Genomic DNA, 22,810 nt, shown 5'->3' with positions numbered 1-22,810 from the left:
AAAAATCGCTTTTTAAAAATTAGTGCGCTATACCGTATGACTACTATAACCAAAGTTAGTCTCTAAAAGCAAAAAGCCCCACCAATTTGGCAGGGCTGATTGTAGGCTAGTCATTGATTATTTAAACGCTAAACTAAAGCTTAACGTTTAATAATTGGCGTAACTGGCACTTGTTCAACCGGTGTTTCTTCAGTAACAATACCGACGGTCGCGTCTATTTTGCCATCTTTATTCACATCAACGACTGCCGTTGGGTTGAATTTAGCCGTTGCTGGTGTTTTTGATTGTTTAATCGTGACCGCTTCTTGCACAGTAGCTACTCGTGCAGAGCTGGCAGCATCGATAGCATAAGCTGCTTTTCCTTCGGCGCTACTATTACTGGCTTTATTACCAAGTTGCGCCACATTCGTATATTGCGGTACAGGAATAATGGCTGGCACGTCAAGATTTGCACCGCCACCAAGCGCTTGATAGAGCTCAATTTGGCTAATGATTTTTTGTAGCTCTAAGTCAAGAATACCTTGCTGAGTTGAGAACAACGAGCGCTGCGCATCTAGAACGTCTAAATAATTGGAGATACCCGCTTTGAAACGCGCATCGGCAATTTGATAGGTTTGCTCAAAGTTATCTTGCAGACGATATTGTGACAGGAGCTGATCACCAAGCGTGGCACGCGTTGCTAACACATCTGAGACTTCACGGAACGCGGTTTGGATAGATTTCTCATAACCTGCTAGCGTTTGCTGACGTGCAATCTTCGCCACATCATAATTAGCATCTAAAAGTCCACCATCAAAGATGGGTACACTCACACTAGGTCCAAAGGACCAACCCACTGCGCCACCTTTAAACAAGTCGTTCAAGCTGCTACTGCCAAGACCGATACTACTGGCAAGACTGATAGAAGGAAAGTAAGACGCCCGTGCTACTTCAATATTCGCGCCTGCTGCCTTTAGGTTATATTCTGCTTGTAAAATATCAGGACGGTAACGTAATAATTCGCTTGGTAGACCGGCACTAAAGATTTGATGGGTAGTAATATTACTGACGGCAGGCGTTGGCTCTAGACCACTTGGAATAGGTGCACCGACCAAAAATTGCAGCGCATTACGTGACTTTAAGATACTGCTTTGGGCACGTAATACCGCAAGTTTGGCACTTTCTAATGAGGCACTGGCTTGTAGGGAAGGTAGTTTTGGATCAATACCTGCCTCAAAGCGCTTATTGGCAATAAACAGCGATTTATTACGACTTTCAACGGTTGCTTCCGCCAGTTTCAGCTGCGCCAAGCTATAGCTTAAATTGGCATAGCTTTGCGCAATATTACTGATTAAGCTGATTTGGGTGGCATCTTTTGCCGCAGTCGTTGATAAAAAATTCTGCAATGCTTGGTCTTTTAGACTGGAAATTTTGCCCCAAAAGTCGAGCTCATAATTGGCTAGACCTAAGTTTACATTATAGTTATCGCCCGTTTGATTCGCCCGACGTTGACGAGCATAGCCCGCTGTACCATTAATACTTGGTAAGTCACGAATATCGGTAATTTGATATTGCGCACGCGCTTTTTCAATGGCTAAGCGCGCATTTTCAAAGTCTTTGTTATTTTCAAGACCGAGGGCAATAAGACCTTTTAAACGCTCGTCGCTATAGAAATTCTGCCAGCGTTGACTGGCAAGGCTTTGTTGTTGGGCGCTACTCACAGTCTCTTTGTCAAAAGCACCGTAAGCTTGCTCAATCGGTAAATTAGGTTCAGCAAGTACCGGACGCATATCCGCTTTAGGGATGGTATTACATGCTGCCATGCTCATGGCTAATGCCGTTAAGCCTAGCAAGCGCCCTGATTTACCAGCTCTTGAAGTTGCGGTAAATAGTGCCGTTGTCAGCATTGTGCTTGTATTTGGGCGTATGCTAGCAGTAGAGCAGTCTACTGCTTTGATGGCTGAGTTAGGGGTAAAAAAGGAACGAAAACTCATTGTATATTATCTCCAAAGCTTACAGGCTGATAACTCTCAGAGGGAGTTGTGTTCTGTCGCTCATTGGTTGGCATATTTGGTGTGTCATTAGGATCAGTCGGTTCATTGCCGTCATCTTTATTAGGCGGATTCTTACCATCGTTACCTTTATAAGGGAACATACTACGCACCCAAATATAAAACATGGGAATAAAGAAAATCCCTAATAAAGTGGCACTGACAACGCCACCAAGAACACTGGTACCGATTGCGTTTTGGCTACCAGATCCGGCACCGGTTGCTATGAATAATGGCACAACACCAAGACCAAAGGCAAGTGAGGTCATGACAATAGGACGCAAACGTTGCCGCGCTGCGAGCATGACTGCCTCTTTTAAGGTATAACCTTCCTCTTGGTGATCCCTCGCAAATTCGATAATTAAGATGGCATTTTTGGCAGAAAGTCCCACTACCGTGAGTAGACCCACTTGTAAGTATATATCATTGGAGAAGTCTCGGAACCAAGTGAATAGCGCCGCTCCCAAAACACCCAGTGGAATAACCAATAATACTGAGAATGGAATCGACCAACTTTCATACAAAGCAGCAAGACATAAGAATACTACTAAAATAGAGATGGCATAGAGCATTGGCGCTTGAGCACCTGATTTTTGCTCCTCTAATGACAGACCTGTCCATTCATAACCGATGCCTTCCGGTAGTTTTTTGACCATCGCTTCCATGGCACTCATTGCTTCACCCGTACTTAGACCAGGTGCGGCGCTACCTTGAATATTCATTGACGCTAAACTGTTATAGCGCGTGAGACCCGGTGAACCGGTTTCCCATTTACTACTAGAGAAAGCATCAAATGAGATCATCTCGTTGCTGTCATTACGGACATACCATTTACCGATATCACTAGGGTTAGTACGGCTACTTGGCTCACCTTGTAAGAACACACGCTTGATACGACCACGATCTACGAAGTCATTGACATAACTTGAGCCCCATGCGGTTGAGATGACGCTATTAATATTTGCCAACGATAAACCATAAGCAGCGGCTTGTTCTTGGTTGATATCCACTTTCAGCTGCGGTGCATCTTCTTGTCCGTTTGGACGCACACCGGCTACTTGATCATTTTGAGCCGCCATACCGAGCAGCATATTACGTGCTTCTAGTAGGCCTTCATGACCAACGTTACCAGTATCTTGGAGCATCAAGTCAAAGCCACTCGAGTTACCAAGTCCACTAATGGCTGGTGGGATAATATTAAAAACAGTTGCTTCGTTAATTTGGGTAAAGAAGTAACCTTGTGCCCGATCAGATACTGCTCGCGCTGTGTTTTCTTTACCTTTACGATCCGCCCAGTCATTTAATTTTACGAAGGCGATACCGACGTTTTGTCCTTGTCCCACAAAACTAAAGCCTGCGATGGTAAACGCTGACGCCACATTATCTGGTTCTTGGCTACTATAATAAGCGCTCACTTTATCAAGTACTGCTTGCGTCTCATTCAGGGTCGAACCAGCCGGCAGCTGTACTGCGGTAAACATAATACCCTGATCTTCTTCTGGTAAAAATGAGCCGGGAATACGTAAGAAAACTATTGCCATAATACCGATAATGGCGACATAAACGATGAAGTATACCCATTTAAGACGGAAGCTTTTACCAACGAAGTTTTCATACGAACGACTGGTTTTGGCAAAAGAGCGATTAAACCAACCAAAGAAACCTTTTTGATGCTCGCTATTGCCTTTTTCATGGCTCTTGCTACGTTTGAGCAAGGTCACACAAAGGGCAGGGGTAAAAATAAGGGCAACTAGAGCCGACAGCACCATGCTAGTGATAAGCGTGATTGCAAACTGACGATAAATCACCCCAGTTGAGCCACCGAAGAATGCCATCGGTACGAATACCGCTGATAAGATAAGCGCGATACCCACAACGATTTTACTAATCTCACCCATTGATTGGATCGTGGCATCTTTAATAGAGATATGAGGGTCTTCTTCCAAAATCCGCTCAACGTTCTCTACTACCACAATGGCATCATCCACCAGTAGACCAATGGATAATACCATCGCAAACATGGTCAGTACGTTAATACTAAACCCTGCCGCATATAGAACTGCAAAAGTACCAAGCAATACAACGGGTACGGCAAGTGTTGGAATAATCGTCGCGCGCCAGTTCTGTAGAAAGACGAACATGACGATAAATACTAATATAATCGCTTCAATTAAAGTCTTAACGACTTGTTCAATAGACAAGCGTACAAATGGAGTAGTGTCGTAAGGAATGACTGATTTTAGACCGACAGGGAAGTTGGCTTCTAGCTCGGCGACTCGAGCACCGACCAATTCGCGGGTTTCAAGCGCGTTCGCACCACCTGCTAGTGAAACAGCAAGACCAGCGGCTTCTTTACCATTAAATAATGAAATAGTACTATAGTTTTCACTACCAATTTCAACCTTGGCAACATCGCCTAGACGGACTTGCGCGCCTGAAACATCGGTTTTTAATAGAATATTTCTGAATTCGTCAGGGGTTTTTAGATAGCTTTGTACGGTAACGGTCGCATTAATAACTTGTTCATCGACATTAGCGGGTGCTTCGCCGAGTTGACCTGCGGATACTTGTGCGTTTTGCGCGCGTATGGCATTGGCAACATCAGAGGGCACCAAGTTATAACCACGTAAACGTTCAGGATCGAGCCAAATACGCATGGCGTACGCGGCACCGAATGCTTGTACTTGACCAACGCCTTCAACACGGCTGAGCTGATCGACGACATTAGAGTTGATATAATCACCGATATCGGCACGATCCATACTGCCATCTTCGGAGACAAAACCTATAACAACCAAAAAGCCATCAGAGGCTTTATTAACGTTGACACCTTGACGCTGCACTTGCTCAGGTAATGAGCTCATTGCCGCCTGTAATTTGTTCTGAACTTGAACTTGCGCTGTATCGGCATTTGTACCGTTCTCAAAGTAAAGCTGTACTGAAGCGCTACCGTTTGAAGCACTCGATGACTTCATATACATCAAGCCATCAAGCCCTTTCATACGCTGTTCAATAATCTGTACCACTGAGTTTTCAACGGTTTCAGCGTTAGCACCAGGGTAGCTGGCGCTGACCGAAATGGTTGGCGGCGCAATCGCTGGATACTGCTCAATCGGTAAGTTGATAACAGATATTATCCCGATGAGCATGACTAAGATAGCCATCACCCATGCAAAAATAGGGCGATCAATAAAAAAACGTGACATAGTAAATCCCTAAGTCTTCCTAGCTTTGAATGGAATTATTTGGCGGCTGATTGTGCAGCTTGCTGCGGTGTTTTGGCAGCAGCATTAGCAGTAGGTTTAGCAGGAGTACCTTGGTCAGAAGGTGCTGCATTTGGATTTTCCAAAGGCTTAGCGACCACTTCTTGTTCAGGTTTCACTTTTGCACCACCGATAACCACCACTTTATCACCACTCTTTAGACCGTCAGTGACCACCCACTGGCCTTTATAAGTACCATTAATAGTGACAGGGCGTACCTGAATCTTATTCTTTTCATCAACGATATAAACTTGTGTTTCGCTTTTGGTCGAGCGCATCACTGCACTTTGTGGGACTAAAGCGGCATTAGTAATGACGCTTTGAGTCAAGCGTGCGCTGACATACATACCCGGTAGTAATATATCACTGTTATTTGGGAATACCGCGCGCAGGGTAACCGCGCCTGTAGATTCGTCCACTTTAGCTTCTGCCAAGGCGAGTTGTCCGCGTACTGGATACACAGAACCATCTTCTAATACGAGCTCAACACTATTCATGCCAGCTTGGGCTTTACCTTCAGTAATTTGTTGACGCAGCTTAAGTAGCTCAGATGATGATTGACTGATATCGACATAAATAGGGTCTAAGCGTGAAATGGTCACTAGAGGCGTTGGTTGACCGGAACTGACCAACGTACCGGCGGTGACGCTTGATCGATCACTACGACCTGAGATTGGTGCGCGCACAATCGTACGATTGAAATCTAAGGTGCTGGCTTGTAACCCTGCTTTTGCGGTTTGAATACCGGCTTTTGCACTTTCAATACCGGCTTGTGATTGACCGATAGCTGCATTGGCACTTTCGACTGCTGCTTGTGCTGTACGAACAGCTGTTTGGGCTTGGTCATATTGCTGCTTAGAGATAGCATTAATAGCCACCAGACCTTGCAGACGTTGTAAGTCATTTTGTGCTTGAGCTAGTGATGCTTGGCGACTGACCAGCTCAGCTTTAGCATTGGCATTATTAGCAACCGCTGTCTGATAGTTGGCTTCCGCCTGTTGGATAGCTGCTTGACCACTGGTGATAGAGCTGGCGTAGTTATCAGTATTGATACGATATAAAGGCTGACCCTTTTTCACGCTGCTGCCTTCACGGAATAGCACTTCGTCAATAATGCCATTGACCTGTGGGCGCACGTCTGCAGTTTCATAAGCCGTTGTACGTCCAGAGAACGTCTGCTCTTGAGGTACAGTCTCAAGAGTTACCGTTTGGACGTTGACGACGGCAGGCGGCATCTGCTGCTGTGCGGCTTGCTCACCAGCGGCGTCCTCTTTTTTGTCACAGCCAACCAGTACAGCTCCAGATAGTACAGATGCTATTACAATCGCAAGATAAGAGTGCTTCATCAATGTCCTCGGTAATAATATAATAGTGATACAATATAAAAAGTATGGTGATAAATTTGAGCGTGATAGATATAAAAAATAGTATTCATTCATGATGGCAAACAGCTGACAGCAGCTGGATGTGCATCAATAGAATAAATAAATTAATTTAATCACATATTATAAACTATAGGGTCTACCCCACAGTCAAGCGCCAAAAAGCCTATGTAGTGCTACTGAACCTACTTTTGATGTTTATGATGTGTAAAAAACACCGACAACACAAGCGTTACATGAAGAAACGTATAAGAAACTATACAATAACTTATGAGTGAGAAGATTGTTAAATTTTGTTGTATAGATGAGTTTGAAGAAAACTAAATAAGAAATGACGTATAAATACGATAAAAAGGTGAGTGATGCAGAAAATTAGGGCTTTGGCAATAATTAAGTAGAAACATTGATTTTGCAACGCTTATAGGTTGTAGGTCATGAAGAGTGGTTTAAAAAATGATGTCTTCTAAAGTGCTTGTTTTAAAAGTGACTGTTTTAATAGCCTTTAACTTTTAATCACAGTCGTCAATCACAGTCGTCAATCACAGTCGTCAATCACAGTCGTCAATAACAAGTGAATAAAGCAAGCAAAAAGGGAGGTGGCTTTGTACCGACCTATCTTCTTTGCTTGCGTCCCAAACTTCGTTTTTGTATTTTCCTGTTTACATAGAACATTAACTATTCTGTTGAGAACCTGAAGTCGTAAGCATTTACAACGTCAAATGGGTTCGCTCACATTATATTAAGCGGGCGCTGGCAAGCTCAGTCAATTGGTATAATCCTTGACGATAGCGGTTGTCGGGTAGGGTGCTTAGCGCCTGCTGGGCAAGCTTGGTTTCTTCTAAAGCACGACGCTTGCAATATTCAAGTGAACCAGAATCGCGCACTAGCTCAATCAGTTGTTCCGCATTTGGCGTTTTGCCCGTTTGTATGGCAATACGTAGCTTGTCATAACCTTCTTTATCGGTATCTTTTAGCAGTTCAAGCGCTTTAATGGTAGGTAGCGTAGGCTTACCTTCGGCAAGATCATCGCCCAAGTTTTTGCCCATAATTTCGCTATCACCACTATAATCGAGCACGTCATCAATAATCTGAAAGGCATTACCAAAATGCTGCCCGAAATCTGCTAACGCCTGTAAATATTGCGTTTGTTCCTGCAAGATAGCCGCGCCTTGGGTTGCCATCATAAACAGTCGTGAAGTTTTACCATCAATAATATTTAAATAATCATTTTCTGTCGCTGCTGGATTGTGCTGATGTTGCAGTTGCAACACTTCACCTTCAGCAATATCGCACGTACCGTCTGAGAACAGTTGTAATAAAGGCAAACTTTGAAAGCCAACCAACAAGTTAAAAGCGCGAGCAATCAGATAATCCCCGACTAATACCGCAGTCGCATTGTCCCATGTGGCATTCGCCGTTGGTTTGCCACGGCGCTGATTGGACTCATCAATCACATCATCATGCACCAAGGTTGCGGTATGCAGCATTTCAGTAATCGCTGCTAAATGCATCGCTTGCTCTGATGGGGCATCATTTAACATCCGCGCACATAACAAAGTAATGAGTGGGCGCATACGTTTGCCACCAGCATTGATAACATGCTGTGAAACGCTCATTACTAACTGCACTTTTGAATCCAGACTGCCAAATACTTGCTTATCCATAATGTCAAAATCAGTAGCGACAATACTTTGGATATCGGCGTAGTTTAGCGTAGAGGATAATGAGTTCGCAGCGTTAGACAAAGGAGTACTGGTCATAGTAAATAGTCGTATTTTAGATGAGAGTAGGAGAAAGGGCTTTATAGTTAACCGTGATAAGGTCGTTAATACCCTTATAATAGCATAGCTTATCATGCAAATCGGCGATTAAAGCGTGACAGCAGACAGGCGGTGCTATTTTAGATTTAAAATTTTGCCTCAAAAACATCATGCAAAAATTACTCATGAAATTGGTAAGGATGGAAACGCATTGATAAAACATTGTAAGTTGCTGATTGCATAAGCTATAATAACGTGGCTTAAATACAGACTTATTAGTATTACTATCTTTTATAAACTGGATGAGCGGCTTGCTTTTATAGGCAAAAAGCCGTAAAATCTTGCCTTTAATTTTTCCCTGTCGTGTTCGTTGACGAAGCGTTGGTATGATGCCAGCCACGGCACACGGGTTAAGCGGAGTTAGACAATGTACGCAGTAATCAAAACTGGTGGTAAACAGCACCGTGTAGTCGTCGATGAATTGCTTAAAGTTGAACTACTAAAAGCAGAACAAGGCGAAACCATCACATTTAACGACGTATTGATGGTTGTTGACGGCGAAACCGTTAAAATCGGTCAGCCTGTTGTTGATGGCGCAAGCGTAGAAGTCGAAGTGATTGAACATGGTCGCGGCGAAAAAATCCGTATCGTCAAGCACAACCGTCGTAAGCATTATCACAAAGAGCAAGGTCACCGCCAATGGTACACCTTGTTAAAAATCAAAGCCATTAATGCATAATTAACGATTATCAGTTTATTGATAATTAATAACGCACTAAATGCTTAAGAGTTATCGCATTAGCGATAAGTCACATTAACAAGGAGATTTTCTCATGGCACATAAAAAAGCTGCCGGTTCAAGCCGTAATGGTCGTGATTCAAACCCAAAAATGCTCGGCGTAAAAATCTTTGGCGGTCAAGCCATCGTTGCTGGTAACATCATCGTTCGTCAACGTGGTACAGAATTCCACGCTGGCGCAGGTGTTGGCATGGGTCGTGACCATACTTTATTTGCACTAAATGACGGTGTAGTGAAGTTTGCGACCAAAGGTAAATTTAACCGTCGCTACGTGATGGTTGAAGAAGCATAAATACTGCGTTGCTACTGACTTAAAGTATATAAATTTATTTAATACTCATTAAGACAGTCTAGCCAGTATCGAAACCCCCATTACTCATTGGTAATGGGGGTTTTTTTGTGCTTGTCTTTTATTAGCTATATGACTGTAATTAAAGAAAAAAATTAACATTAGCTATCAGGTTTTTGAATTATAGAAATAAAGAAGGGTAAATGTAATGGTTACAAGCGTGTATGGCAGCCGTAGTATTGATTGCAATTCATGACTAGGCGCGTAATAAAAAAACTGGCACACTGTGCTCATCAGTCAATAGCACTGTAATAAAGCAGCACTGTAATAAATAAATACGCCGCCTTTATATTACTGATTTAGGCAATAGACGTAAAATAAGTAGACGTAAAATAAATAAGAATAATATTTAGCCTTAATGAAGATATGGCTTATTTGAAAAACATATCCATTAGAAAATAGACTTATTAATTGTTATTCTATTTTTATACTAAAATTTTTATACTGAGAGGAAATATAATGACTTTATCAATACGAGTAAAACCAACCCCTACTGTAAAACAAAAGATGATGAGTAGCGCGTTAACTGGTATCTTAATGACCACGCTTGGCGTCGCTGCACCGATGGTAGCATTGACGCAAACTGCTCAAGCTGCACCTGCAACAAATATAGTCGCCGCCCAACGTTTAAATAAACTGTTAGCCAATACCAAAAGTATGACCGCTAATTTCACTCAAACAACCACGGGTGCCAGTAGTGGCACGTTTAAAGGTGTGATGAGTGTACAGCGTCCAAATAATTTCCGTTGGGAGACCAAGTCACCATCAGAACAGCTGATTGTGGCGAATGGTAGCTCGCTATGGATTTTTGATAAAGATTTAGAGCAAGCCACGAAGCAGAATGTTGATAACCAAGTGGGTAATACGCCAGCGCTATTATTATCTGGTGATCCGAGTAAAATCGATAAGAATTTCAAGATTACTCAGCCTTACAGCACTAAGAACTACTATGTACTCTATCCTAAATCCAGTAGTGCCAGTTTCAAAAGCTTATCAATGAGCTTTAATGGCGGCAAGCCAGTGATGATGGTGCTGAACGATACTTTAGGTCAGACCACTACGATTAAGTACGATAATATTAAGTTGAATCCAAGCATTAATAGCAGCCAGTTTAAGTTTACGCCGCCAAAGGGTGTGGACGTTATTAATCAGTAATTATTAATGAGCAAGTGGATTTATAAGTGCTAGCACGATGTTAAGTCTAAATGAGCAATAAAAAAGGCAAGCCGAGATCTCGGCTTGCCTTTTTTATTGCTCACTATTATGGAGTGAGGGCAGACTATTATTATTTGTTGCAAGTAGTCACAGTGATAGGTTGCAATTAGCCATATTTGGTTTACAATATGCGCTAATTTACCGCGTGTATTATAAGTAAGCGTCGTTAACCCTTATTTTGAATGGCTCATAGACTATTTGGGTATTTTCAATGGTTAGCGATATGCTTATAGGTTGTAAAGTCAGCGATAACTTAGGGCTCGTGCTATAGCGCAGTTGTTAGCTTCATATATATGTTTTTTAATATATATAAATCTCTCAATATCGTTGAGAACTGGCTTTTAACCCTTGATAAGCGTATAGTAAATAACCTGTTTATGCCAGTTATTATGATATTATTGACCACGTATAATGAGTTATTAAATCAATTAAATGATTGAGTATAATATTGATTTAATAAGTTTATTTTTCGTTGCAAAAAGATAAGATTAATGACCAGCCACTAGCTAAGCCACCTTTATTTTATACTGATGACGTATCATGAGCTACTCGGTCTGTAGGTTCTAAATTTACCTTTAGAGCGCTCATACTATATTAGTAACCTCGCGCGTTTAGATAAAGTGATGGTTAGTGTCGTATTACACTATCTTTCTTCAATAATCTTGATAATTGGTCATTACCAACACAAATTTTTGTGTTTTCGTCTGCGTCAGTTACGCCGCTATGCTATCACACGATAATGATTGATAGTCAAGCGATGCTTATGACACTCGATTGGGTGAGGAGCACGTATTATCATGTCTGCCTTTAATTGGTCAGCAGTTGCCTTTATTCTAGCTGCAATCGGTCTGGTTGTGTTTATGTTGACCGTTCCGCGCTTACTTGGCGGACGCTCTCATGGCTTACAAAAAGAAGAGATATTTGAGGCAGGTGTTGTCGGTGCCGGTAACGCCCGTATTCGCTTGTCTGCTAAATTCTATCTAGTAGCTATTTTCTTTGTCATTTTTGATTTAGAAGCGCTGTACTTATACACTTATGCTGTTTCGGTACGCGAAACTGGTTGGGCGGGCTTTATTGCCGCCACCACATTCGTTATTGATTTGCTGATTGGTCTGGTCTATGCGTTAAGTTTAGGTGCTTTAAACTGGGCACCTGCAGATAAAATGCGTAAAAAAATCCGTCTTTATGCCGCACCTGCTGGCTTTAATTTAGCCGATATTACAAAGTTTGATGGTGTTGATGAGTTGATGGTAGACCCTACGGGTAAGATACCGGCGCAATCTTCTGGGCAGATTAATGTCTCAAATAATATTGAGGCCAATCGTCGTCATCTACAAAACATTGATCATATCAATACCACAGGTAATATTACGTCTGTGGATTTTGCTGTCTCTGCTCAACATACGAATGCTGAGCGCAGTCATTAGTCTATGAATAGTAAGTACATCGGGCATTAATGCATGGTTTATCACTAGATATCATATTTGCAAAATTCGTAGCAACTATATTATTAGTAGGATAGCAAAACTATGATAAGTAGTGTCGCTATCATGCTAGGTACAATTTAAAGGTTGAATGTTATGAAATATACCTTAACAAAAGCCAACCCTGATGCAGAGGTATATCCTGCTCAGACTCGCCAAACGGTCAGCGATCCTCTTGAAGATGAAGTCAATAAAAATGTCTTTATGGGTCGTCTAGAAGACCTGGTTCACTCAACTGCTAACTGGGGTCGTAAGCACTCATTGTGGCCGTTTAACTTTGGTACTTCTTGCTGCTACGTAGAATATGCGACGACCTTGACGGCTGTGCATGATTTATCACGCTTTGGTGCCGAGGTGATTCGCGCCTCGCCACGTCAGGCGGATGTGATGATTGTTGCCGGTACATGCTTTATTAAAATGGCACCAGTTATCCAGCGTCTTTATGAGCAAATGCTTGAGCCAAAATGGGTTATCTCGATGGGCGCCTGTGCCAATTCAGGTGGCATGTATGATATTTACTCAGTCGTACAAGGGGTGGATAAAATTATTCCTGTGGATGTTTATGTACCCGGCTGTCCACCGCGCCCTGAAGCGTTGATTCAAGCTTTAATGTTACTACAAGAGTCGATTACTAAAGAACGCCGTCCATTAGGTATTCATGTGAATGATCAGGGTATCTATCAACCACAGATGACTCCTGAACGTGACCGTAAGCAAGCGGATCGTATCGCGGTGAAAAATTTGCGCAGTCCAGACAGTATTTAAGCTTATACATTTAGATTCGCAGTAGCAGTAATAGCCTTAACGTTTTATGCGCTCATCACAGTCTAGTTATGATGAATCAGTTATGATTAATGAAGGAAGACGTCATTCATGGTCACGGTAGTCGAAAATACAGATCCTAAGATCAAGCCCGTACCAGCAGTCATTCAAGAGCTGGAATATAAGTATGCTGGCAAATTTGTCGTGCAGCAGACTGTCGATGAGATTCCGACAGTTTGGGTGGCGCGTGCTGATGTGTTAGATGTACTCATGTATCTGCGGACGCTACCTCAGCCTTATGTCATGTTATTTGACTTATCGGCAATGGATGAGCGTTTGCGTCAACATCGTGAAGGGCTACCTGCTAGTGACTTCACGGTCTTTTATCATTTGATGTCTCTTGAGCGTAATAGTGATGTGCGTATTAAAGTGGCACTCAGTGAAGAGGACTTAAATCTCCCTAGTGCAACCAAAATTTGGCCAAACGCCAATTGGTATGAGCGCGAAGTGTGGGATATGTTCGGTATTGTCTTTACCGGTCATCCGCATTTAACCCGTATCCTGCTACCTAAATATTGGGAAGGGCATCCACTGCGTAAAGAGTATCATGCGCGCGCGACTGAATTCACCCCTTATTTTTTGAATACTGCCAAGCAGCAATATGAGCAAGAAAATTTGCGTTTCGTGCCTGAAGAATGGGGTATGAAACGCTCAGGGCGCGATGAAGACTTTATGTTCTTGAACATTGGTCCTAACCATCCCTCCGCTCACGGTGCATTCCGCTTGGTACTACAGCTGGATGGTGAAGAGGTCGTTGACTGTATTCCAGATATCGGCTATCACCACCGCGGTGCTGAAAAAATGGCAGAACGCCAAACGTGGCACTCGTATATTCCTTATACCGACCGTATTGATTATCTCGGTGGGGTAATGAATGAGCTGCCCTATATCATGTCAGTTGAAAAGCTTGCGGGTATTACGATTCCTCCTCGCGCTGAGACCATACGCGTGATGATGAGTGAGTTTTTCCGTATTACCAATAACTTGCTATTTGTCGGTACTTTTATTCAGGATGCGGGTGGTATGACACCGGTATTCTATATGTTTACCGATCGTCAAAAAGCCTATGACGTGATTGAAGCGGTAACAGGCTACCGTATGCATCCAGCATGGTTCCGTATCGGTGGCACAGCGATGGATTTACCGCGCGGATGGCAGCGTCTGGTGCGTGAGTTTTTGGATTGGATGCCGAAGCGTTTAGATGAATATGTTAAAGCTGCATTGCAGAACAGCGTGCTTAAAGGTCGTACTCAAGGTGTTGCTCAATATGATGCTAAGCAAGCATTGGCTTGGGGTGTGACCGGTGCGGGTTTACGTGCCACTGGTGTAGATTTTGATTTACGTAAAGCACGTCCGTATATGGGCTATGAAAACTTCGATTTTGAAGTGCCTATTGGTCATAACGGTGATGCCTATGATCGCTGTATGGTCAAAGTTGAAGAGATGCGTCAATCGCTGCGTATTATTCGTCAATGTATGGACAATATGCCTTCAGGCCCTTATAAAGCTGACCATCCATTAGCCGTACCGCCACCAAAAGACCGTACTCTTAATGATATTGAAACTTTGATTAACCATTTCCTCTCGGTTTCTTGGGGTCCGGTCATGCCAGCAGGTGAGTGCGCTACGATAGTAGAGGCGACTAAAGGTCTCAATAGCTATTACATCACCTCAGATCGCGCCACTATGAGCTATCGTACGCGTATTCGCACACCGACGTTTGCACATATTCAGCAAATGCCATCGGTGATTAACGGCTCACTGGTATCCGACGCTATTATGTATCTGGCATCCATTGATATTGTAATGGCTGACTGTGATCGTTAATGTTTAATTTTATATAACGTCAAATTAATCAAAGTATGAGCGCCAACTAGCACCCTAAATCGCAGCAAATGTGTGACAATCACACGATAAGCGGCGTGATGAGTGAGGAAAGAAAAAGATTATGAAAATTGTTACCGATAAAGCGCCAAAAGTAGATGTGGCCAGTATCCTAACTGCCGAAGAAATTGCGGCAATTCATGAGTTTATGCACCATTACCCACATGCGCGAGCTGCTTCATTAGATTCACTAAAAATTGTGCAAAAGCGCAATGGTTGGGTGGATGACGCACAGGTAAATGCGATTGCAAATATGTTAGATATCCCTGTTACGGATCTTGATGGGGTGGCAACTTTCTTCAATCGTATTTATCGTCAGCCCGTTGGTCGCCATGTGATTTTAATTTGTGATTCCGTGGCGTGCTACCTAACTGGTTATGAGGCGCTGTCGACCGCTTTGCGCACTGAGCTGGGTATTGAGTATGGTCAAACGACTGCCGATGGTCGTTTCACGCTATTACCGATTTGCTGTTTGGGTAACTGCGATAAAGGACCTGCGGTATTGATTGATGAAGATACCTATGGTCCTGTGCAGCCTGATGAAGTTACTCAATTGTTGGAGCTATACGCATGAGATTAACCGTTTCAGAGCAGATTGCTCTTCGCAGCCAAGGCAAAGCACCAAGCCAATTAAACAATCAGCGTATTGCCATTTACGGTGATAAGGCGACCGCTACCAGTGAGACTAAACCCTTAACGTGGCGCTTGGCACATCATGATGCGGTGCTAGATTTAGCCACTTATGAATCCCTACGTGGTTTTGAAGCGCTCAAGATGGCTTTGAAGCAACCACCAGAAGCCACGTTAACCACCATTAAAGAAGCCGTGGTTAAAGGTCGTGGTGGTGCAGGTTTCCCAGCGGGTATTAAATGGTCATTGATGGCACCACCCGATGGTGGACCGCGCTACTTAGTATGTAACGCAGATGAAATGGAGCCAGGTACATTCAAAGACCGCTTGCTTATGGAACGTCTGCCGTTTCAGCTTATCGAAGGAATGCTCATATCTGCCTATGCCATTGGAGCAAATGCAGGTTATATCTTTATTCGTGGTGAGTATATATTAGCAGCAGAACGCTTGAATGCCGCAATTGAAGAGTTACGCGCCAATAATTTGGTGGGTGATAATATTTTAGGCACAGATTTTAGCTTCGATTTGCATGTGCATACTGGCGCAGGTCGTTATATTTGTGGTGAAGAAACGGCGTTAATTAACTGTCTTGAAGGTCGCCGTGCGAATCCTCGTACCAAACCACCTTTTCCACAAGTGGCAGGCGCATGGGGTCGACCAACGGTTGTTAATAACGTTGAAACCCTCCATAACGTGTCAGCTATTATTTTGCATGGTAGCAAATGGTATCAAGATTTGCCAAAAGCCAAAGGTGTGGTTGAAACTCCAGGTACTAAGTTATTCGGTTGTTCAGGTTTAGTGAATGATCCGGGTTTATGGGAGTTACCATTTGGTTACACCGCGCGCGAGATTATCGAAGATTTTGCTGGTGGTATGCAAGAAGGTCGCACACTTAAAGCTTGGTTACCAGGCGGTGCCTCTACTGACTTTTTAACTGCCGAGCATTTAGATACGGTAGTTGATTTTGATACCATTCAAAAAGCGGGTAGCCGTATGGGTACGGGGCTGATAATGGTCGTTGATGAAGAGCAAGATATGGTGCCACTGGTACGCAATCTTGAAATCTTCTTCCAACGTGAATCGTGCGGCTTTTGTACACCATGCCGTGATGGTTTGCCGTGGGGTGTGAAATTACTCACCGCTATTAATGATGGCGAAGGGCAAGTAGGCGATGTAGAAAAGCTTGAAGGCTTGACTCGTGACTTATGGATTGGTAAAACTTTTTGTGCCCATGCACCCGGTGCTATGGAACCACTTATGAGTGCAATTAAATATTTCCGTCCTGAATTTGATCAAAAAATTGCGCAGGCGGTTGGTGTAGAGGTCATTGATGCTGCAGCCAACCAACAGCTAGACGTGAAATAAGGAGAGTGGCATGGCAGTCATACATATTGATGGAACCACTGTCGAAGTAGATAGCGCGGACAACTTGCTACAAGCGTGTTTGTCACTCGGCATTGATGTGCCGTATTTTTGTTATCATCCTGCTCTCGGCTCGGTAGGCTCGTGCCGTCAGTGCGCGGTTAAGCAATACATGACCAAAGAAGATATGGAAGCGGGTCGCGGTCGCTTAGTCATGTCATGTATGGTCGCACCTAGCAATGATATGTATATCTCGGTCACCGATGACGAAGCAAAAGCATTCCGCAAATCTATGGTTGAGCTATTGATGACCAACCATCCGCATGACTGCCCAACCTGTGAAGAAGGTGGGCATTGTCATTTGCAGGATATGACTTATATGTCTGGTCATAATACTCGCCGTTACCGCTTCACCAAGCGTACCCATCATAATCAAGAGCTTGGTCCTTTTATTGCCCATGAAATGAACCGCTGTATCGCTTGCTATCGCTGTGTGCGTTTTTATAAAGATTACGCCGGTGGCGAGGATTTAGGTGTTTATGCCTCTAATAATCGTGTTTATTTTGGTCGTGATAAAGATGGTCAGTTTGAAAGTGAGTTTTCAGGTAACTTAACCGAAGTATGCCCAACAGGTGTGTTTACGGATAAAACCCATTCTGAGCGTTATAACCGTAAATGGGATATGCAGTATGCGCCAAGCATCTGCCATGGTTGCTCAGCGGGCTGTAATATCTCAGCGGGTGAGCGTTATGGCGAATTGCGCCGTATCGAAAATCGCTACAATGGCGAAGTAAACCGTTATTTCTTATGTGACCGTGGTCGTTTTGGTTATGGCTACGTCAACCGTGAAGACCGTCCAACTCAAGCCCTTGAGCGTATCAATGATAAACACGTCGAAATTAATATTGACTACGCACTGGATGAGACGACGAGACGCCTTAAAGATAAAAAGGTTATTGGTATTGGTTCACCACGTGCCAGTCTTGAGACTAACTTTGCCCTAAAAAATCTGGTTGGCTTTGATAACTTCTCCACTGGTTTAAATCATCAACAGCAAGCTTTGGTCAATAAATGTATCGAAGTATTAAGCACTGAGGGTATTTATAATCCCGGTATGACTGACATTGAAAGTCATGATGCGGTGTTGATTTTGGGTGAAGATATTACTCAAACGTCATCACGAGTGGCATTGTCAGTACGCCAAGCAGCGAAAAACGAAGCGCTTAAAATGGCGGCGGCAGTTCAAACCCAAGCGTGGTTAGCTGAACCGGTACAACGTATTGCCCAAGGTGCGCTCAGCCCTGTTTATATTATTGATGTTACTCAAACCAAGCTTGATAATATCAGTAAAGTCAGCGTGGTCGCGACTCCCGAAGATATCACCACACTGGGATTTAAAGTCGCTGATGAAATTGCCAGTTTAGCTGATGATATGGCACAAATTGTCGCGCCTAATACAGAACAAAGTGCCGATACTGACCCGATGCAAGCGCTTGCACAGCAAATTGCTTATGACTTGATTACAGCCGATAAGCCATTGGTGGTATCAGGTAGCAGCTTATCTTCTATTGCTTTAATAGAAGCCGCTGCGCAAATTACCCAAGCATTGACGCAAAAACGTAGCGCTATTAAAGCGACTGAGCAGCATCAAGTTGAAGCGCATAATGCAAAAGTTCGTGCTGCACAACAGCAAGCTGAAGCGCAACCAGTTGATGATCAAGAGCTTGCTGCAAAACCTGAAGTGAGCGTTAATGCCGATACGCAAGATAATGTTGAGCGTAAACCTGCAACGCCACTAGAGCTAAAACATGAAAATAACAATTATCATGTCCAAGCAGGTATTTATCTTGCGGTAACAGATGCAAATAGTGTCGGTGTTTGTCTGCTCGGTGGCAAGTCGGTAGAAGAGCTGTTAGCTACTGATTTTGATGTCGTGATTGTGGCGGAAAACCAGCTAACAGATGCTATTGATGGACACAAGCTGACACAATTACTGGCAGATAAAACCGTGATTGTGCTTGACCATCAATTGTTTGATTGGCATAAAAATGTAGATATCGTATTACCAGCAGCAAGTTTTGCGGAAGCTGATGGTACTTTGGTCTCTGCCGAAGGTCGTGCTCAGCGCTTTTTCCAAGTTTATGATAATAGCTATTACCATCCGCTTAGCAGTATTAAAGAAGGTTGGCGTTGGTTGCATGCCGTGCATAGCAGCTTGCTGGGTAAAGATGTTGACTGGACACAGCTTGATGATGTGATTGACGCTTTAATAGCGACGCATCCGAAGCTTGCCGGTATTAAAAATGCTGCGCCTGATGCTGATTATCGTATTACCGGTCTAAAGATTGCTCGTGAGCCGCGTCGTTATTCAGGTCGTACGGCAATGCGTGCACCAATTTCTGTACATGAGCCCATGCAACCCAAAGATTTAGATACCGGTTTGACCTTTTCAATGGAAGGTTATAGCGGTACGCAGACGCCAAGCTCAATGATTCCATTTGCGCAATCGGCTGGTTGGAACTCGCCTCAAGCATGGAATAAATATCAAACCAAGGTCGGTGGTAGCCTAAAGAACGGCGATCCCGGTGTACGTCTGTTTGATCAAGTCGCACGTTTAGCAATGCGTCAATATATAGCGCCACAAGTAACGTCATTGACGACGACTGATATACAACAAGGTCAGGCGAAACTGGTGCCTATCTATAATATTTATGCCAGTTCAATGATGGCATCGCGTAGTCCGGTTGTCGCTGAGCAATTGCCTGTGGCCAGTTGGCATATTGGAATGGACGACGCTAAAGAGTGGGGTGTCTCCACTGGTGACTATTTAGCGATTAATATTGATAAACAGCAAATAGTATTACCTGTGCAACTGGTACATTATCTAGCAGAAGGTTGTATTGGCTATCCGGTCGGACAGGTGAGTATTATCCATCCATCGATGCCAGCATCCATATGTAAAGTGGCTGCACCGATTACGATGTCTGATGCAATGGAAGTTGATATGGCTTCAATGGCGAGCGCTAACGCTGATTTTAATATTGACAGCGTCACTGCTGCTCCGACCACCACACAGGAGGTGTAATATGTCATTTACTCGTATTATTCCTGATGTGCCAAGCTTTTTGGCTAATATGATGACCTTTGAGACGTGGTCAATCCTATTTATGGTTGTACAATCCATTGTCATTTTTTTGGTGGTTGTGATTGTGGCTGCTATGATGATTATTTATGAGCGTCGTATGTTAGCACTGTGGCAAGACCGTTATGGTCCTAACCGTGTTGGTCCTTTTGGCTCATTACAATTAGTCGCTGATATGCTCAAAATCTTCTTTAAAGAGGATTGGACCCCAAATTTCACTGATAAATTTATCTTTACATTGGCGCCTGCAGTTGCCATGTTCACGGCATTGGCTTCTTTTGCTATTATTCCGGTATCGCCAACACTTGGTGTGGCAGATTGGGACATCGGCATATTATTCTTCTTTGCCATGGCAGGTATCGCTATTTACGCGGTGATGTTTGGTGGTTGGGCGTCCGCAAATAAGTTCTCGCTACTGGGTGGACTACGTTCTGCCGCGCAAACCATCAGTTATGAGGTCTTTTTAGGCTTGTCATTGATGGGTGTAGTGGCGTTGACAGGCTCATTTAATCTACGTGAAATTGTCGAAGCTCAAGCCGATGGCTGGTATATTATTCCGCAGTTTTTAGGGTTCTTAACCTTTGTCGTGGCGGGTGTTGCGGTTACCCATAGACATCCGTTTGACCAACCAGAAGCAGAACAAGAGCTTGCTGAAGGCTATCATGTTGAATATTCTGGCATGAAATTTGGTATGTTCTTTATCGGTGAGTACGTCAACGTGGTTCTGATTTCAGCGTTAATGACTTGTCTGTTCTTTGGTGGCTGGCTTGCCCCTTTTAATTTAAATATTCCATTTGTACCACCTGCTTTTTGGTTCATGATTAAGACTCTGTTCTTTATGACCATGTTTATTTTGGCTCGTGGTTCGCTCATGCGTCCACGCTATGATCAGGTGATGAATTTTGGTTGGAAAGTTTGTCTACCGGTGACCTTGATTAATTTATTGGTTACTGCGGCAGTCATTTTGATTTTCTCTCCAACGCTGTAAGCTCGCGGATGATCTAGAGTAATGCTGATAAGGATAATAATCCCATGTTTACTACGATAAAAAAGACTGTCATTGGTGTATTTACCATTGTTCGCAGCATGTGGATGGTCAATAGCCACGCGATACGACCACGCGATACCATATTGTATCCTGAAGTACCGGTACCGGTACCACCACGGTTTCGGGGACGCATCATATTATCTCGCGACCCTGATGGCGATGAGCGCTGCGTCGCTTGTAACTTATGCGCGGTGGCATGTCCAGTGGGCTGTATCTCGTTGCAAAAAGCGGAACGTGAAGATGGGCGTTGGTATCCAGAGTTTTTCCGTATTAACTTCTCGCGCTGTATTTTTTGCGGGTTGTGCGAAGAAGCGTGTCCCACGACTGCTATTCAGATGACCCCTGATTTTGAGATGGGCGAATATGTGCGTCAAGACTTGGTCTATGAAAAAGAACATTTGCTTATCTCAGGACCGGGTAAATATCCTGATTATAACTATTATCGCGTATCCGGTATGGCGGTGGCAGATAAACCGAAAGGCGCAGCACAAAACGAAGCTGCACCTATTGATCTAAGGAGCTTGCTGCCGTGATGACTATTTTAAACAATCCTGATTTAGTAGGGTTTTACGCACTCGCAGCAGTGGCTATTTTTGCCAGTCTGCGCGTCGTTATTCATGCCAATCCCGTGCACGCCATCTTATCGATGATTGTGTCGCTACTGGCAGTGGCTGGCATCATGTTTGTGCTGGGTGCACCGTTTGCAGGGGCACTTGAGATTATTGTTTATGCTGGTGCGATTCTAATTCTATTCGTCTTTGTAATTATGATGCTCAATTTAGGCATTAGAAATGAGCGCCAAGAAGAAGGATGGCTTGATGCTAAAACGTGGGCAGTGCCAACTGGACTGACGATTATTATTGCTGTGATACTGTATGCCCTGATTGGTCTCAATCATGATGAGGCTGCTGTTATTGGTGGTGCTACTATTCCCGCGAAAGCAGTCGGTACGGCATTATTTAGTAAGTATATGATGTTGGTTGAAGTGGCGGCATTATTATTACTGGCAGCATTGGTAGCCGCTTATCATTTAGGTAAAGAATCACTAAATGATGAGATTGATTATCAGCATAATGTTGATAGACGAGATGATGGCGTTAAAAGATATCTCCATGATACTAATGAGAATAACGAAGCTGTTAATGAGATAAATGAACCTTATGAATATAAGGCTGTTGATCCCCATGATTATGTGGGTATGCAGAAAGTCACGCGCAAGGAGTCTGACTGATGGTACAAGCAGTGAGCGTGGCACAACAGGTGTCAACTGCGCCGTTTGCCCACGAGGTAGCAGGCTTAGTACAGCCTGTGACTGACGCACAAAATATACTGGGTATGATACCGATGAGCCATGGGTTGATATTGGCGGGTATTTTATTTGCGATTGGTCTGGGCGGTGTGATGGTTCGGCGTAACTTTCTATTTATGCTGATGAGTTTAGAGATCATGATGAATGCCGCTGCGTTAGCATTTGTGGTGGCAGGCAGTCGCTGGATGGATCCAGATGGACAAATTATGTTTATCTTTATTTTGACCTTAGCAGCCGCTGAAGCCTCAATTGGTTTGGCTATATTATTGCAGTTTTATCATAAGCGTGGGCATCTTGATGTCGATAGCGCCAGTGAGATGAAAGGATGATG

Annotated in this window: 17 protein-coding genes; 13 read left to right on the top strand and 4 right to left on the bottom strand. The window is 43.6% G+C overall.

Annotated elements, in window-relative coordinates:
• Nucleotides 1–140: 140 nt before the first annotated feature.
• The 4 genes from AOC03_RS03350 to AOC03_RS03335 form a co-directional block, all read right to left on the bottom strand.
• Nucleotides 141–1,973, bottom strand: a complete 1,833-nt coding sequence (locus AOC03_RS03350; RefSeq protein ID WP_062533599.1) for an efflux transporter outer membrane subunit — start codon at nucleotides 1,971–1,973, stop codon at nucleotides 141–143.
• Nucleotides 1,970–5,236, bottom strand: a complete 3,267-nt coding sequence (locus AOC03_RS03345) for an efflux RND transporter permease subunit (RefSeq protein WP_062533598.1) — start codon at nucleotides 5,234–5,236, stop codon at nucleotides 1,970–1,972. The genes AOC03_RS03350 and AOC03_RS03345 overlap by 4 nt, the downstream gene beginning before the upstream one ends.
• Nucleotides 5,237–5,271: 35 nt before the next feature.
• Nucleotides 5,272–6,639: an efflux RND transporter periplasmic adaptor subunit gene (locus AOC03_RS03340; RefSeq protein ID WP_062533597.1), complete on the bottom strand. Its 1,368-nt coding sequence runs from the start codon at nucleotides 6,637–6,639 to the stop codon at nucleotides 5,272–5,274.
• 770 nt (nucleotides 6,640–7,409) lie between these two features.
• A complete protein-coding gene (locus AOC03_RS03335; protein WP_062533596.1) occupies nucleotides 7,410–8,435 on the bottom strand; it encodes a polyprenyl synthetase family protein in 1,026 nt (341 codons plus the stop codon).
• Between the two features lie 427 nt (nucleotides 8,436–8,862).
• On the opposite strand from AOC03_RS03335, the gene rplU reads away from it, so the two are divergent.
• The 13 genes from rplU to nuoK all read left to right on the top strand — a co-directional run bounded on the left by rplU (nucleotide 8,863) and on the right by nuoK (nucleotide 22,808).
• On the top strand, nucleotides 8,863–9,174 hold the full coding sequence (rplU, locus tag AOC03_RS03330) for a 50S ribosomal protein L21 (protein WP_062533595.1): 312 nt from the start codon (nucleotides 8,863–8,865) through the stop codon (nucleotides 9,172–9,174).
• A gap of 94 nt (nucleotides 9,175–9,268) precedes the next feature.
• On the top strand, nucleotides 9,269–9,526 hold the full coding sequence (gene rpmA / locus AOC03_RS03325; RefSeq protein ID WP_062533594.1) for a 50S ribosomal protein L27: 258 nt from the start codon (nucleotides 9,269–9,271) through the stop codon (nucleotides 9,524–9,526).
• 516 nt (nucleotides 9,527–10,042) lie between these two features.
• Complete coding sequence (gene lolA, locus AOC03_RS03320; RefSeq protein WP_062533593.1) at nucleotides 10,043–10,738, top strand: outer membrane lipoprotein chaperone LolA; 696 nt, start codon at nucleotides 10,043–10,045, stop codon at nucleotides 10,736–10,738.
• A gap of 857 nt (nucleotides 10,739–11,595) precedes the next feature.
• Nucleotides 11,596–12,225 carry an NADH-quinone oxidoreductase subunit A gene (gene ndhC / locus AOC03_RS03315; protein ID WP_062533592.1) on the top strand — a complete coding sequence of 210 codons (630 nt, stop codon included), beginning with the start codon at nucleotides 11,596–11,598 and terminating at the stop codon, nucleotides 12,223–12,225.
• Nucleotides 12,226–12,378: 153 nt separating this feature from the next.
• Nucleotides 12,379–13,047 (top strand): NuoB/complex I 20 kDa subunit family protein, encoded by a 669-nt coding sequence (locus AOC03_RS03310; RefSeq protein WP_062533591.1) that lies wholly within the window; start codon nucleotides 12,379–12,381, stop codon nucleotides 13,045–13,047.
• 108 nt (nucleotides 13,048–13,155) lie between these two features.
• Nucleotides 13,156–14,931, top strand: a complete 1,776-nt coding sequence (nuoC, locus tag AOC03_RS03305) for an NADH-quinone oxidoreductase subunit C/D (RefSeq protein ID WP_062533590.1) — start codon at nucleotides 13,156–13,158, stop codon at nucleotides 14,929–14,931.
• A gap of 121 nt (nucleotides 14,932–15,052) precedes the next feature.
• Nucleotides 15,053–15,562, top strand: coding sequence for an NADH-quinone oxidoreductase subunit NuoE (gene nuoE, locus AOC03_RS03300; RefSeq protein ID WP_062533589.1), 510 nt, complete (start codon nucleotides 15,053–15,055; stop codon nucleotides 15,560–15,562).
• Entirely contained in the window at nucleotides 15,559–16,983 is a 1,425-nt protein-coding gene (gene nuoF / locus AOC03_RS03295) for an NADH-quinone oxidoreductase subunit NuoF (RefSeq protein WP_062533588.1), read from the top strand. Before nuoE ends, nuoF begins: the two co-directional genes overlap by 4 nt.
• 10 nt (nucleotides 16,984–16,993) lie before the next feature.
• A complete protein-coding gene (nuoG, locus tag AOC03_RS03290) occupies nucleotides 16,994–20,065 on the top strand; it encodes an NADH-quinone oxidoreductase subunit NuoG (protein WP_062533587.1) in 3,072 nt (1,023 codons plus the stop codon).
• Nucleotides 20,066–20,114: 49 nt separating this feature from the next.
• Nucleotides 20,115–21,110, top strand: a complete 996-nt coding sequence (nuoH, locus tag AOC03_RS03285) for an NADH-quinone oxidoreductase subunit NuoH (protein ID WP_204247938.1) — start codon at nucleotides 20,115–20,117, stop codon at nucleotides 21,108–21,110.
• Between the two features lie 44 nt (nucleotides 21,111–21,154).
• A complete protein-coding gene (gene nuoI / locus AOC03_RS03280) occupies nucleotides 21,155–21,703 on the top strand; it encodes an NADH-quinone oxidoreductase subunit NuoI (RefSeq protein WP_062533585.1) in 549 nt (182 codons plus the stop codon).
• Entirely contained in the window at nucleotides 21,703–22,401 is a 699-nt protein-coding gene (gene nuoJ, locus AOC03_RS03275) for an NADH-quinone oxidoreductase subunit J (protein ID WP_204247937.1), read from the top strand. Before nuoI ends, nuoJ begins: the two co-directional genes overlap by 1 nt.
• Before the next feature lie 98 nt (nucleotides 22,402–22,499).
• Nucleotides 22,500–22,808: an NADH-quinone oxidoreductase subunit NuoK gene (nuoK, locus tag AOC03_RS03270; RefSeq protein ID WP_062536426.1), complete on the top strand. Its 309-nt coding sequence runs from the start codon at nucleotides 22,500–22,502 to the stop codon at nucleotides 22,806–22,808.
• The last annotated feature ends 2 nt before the right edge of the window (nucleotides 22,809–22,810 follow it).

Origin of the sequence: Psychrobacter urativorans (genome assembly GCF_001298525.1) — a bacterium.
GTDB classification, from domain to species: domain Bacteria; phylum Pseudomonadota; class Gammaproteobacteria; order Pseudomonadales; family Moraxellaceae; genus Psychrobacter; species Psychrobacter urativorans_A.
Note: the sequence above shows the minus strand (reverse complement) of the source record. Positions and strands in the feature narration are given on the sequence as shown.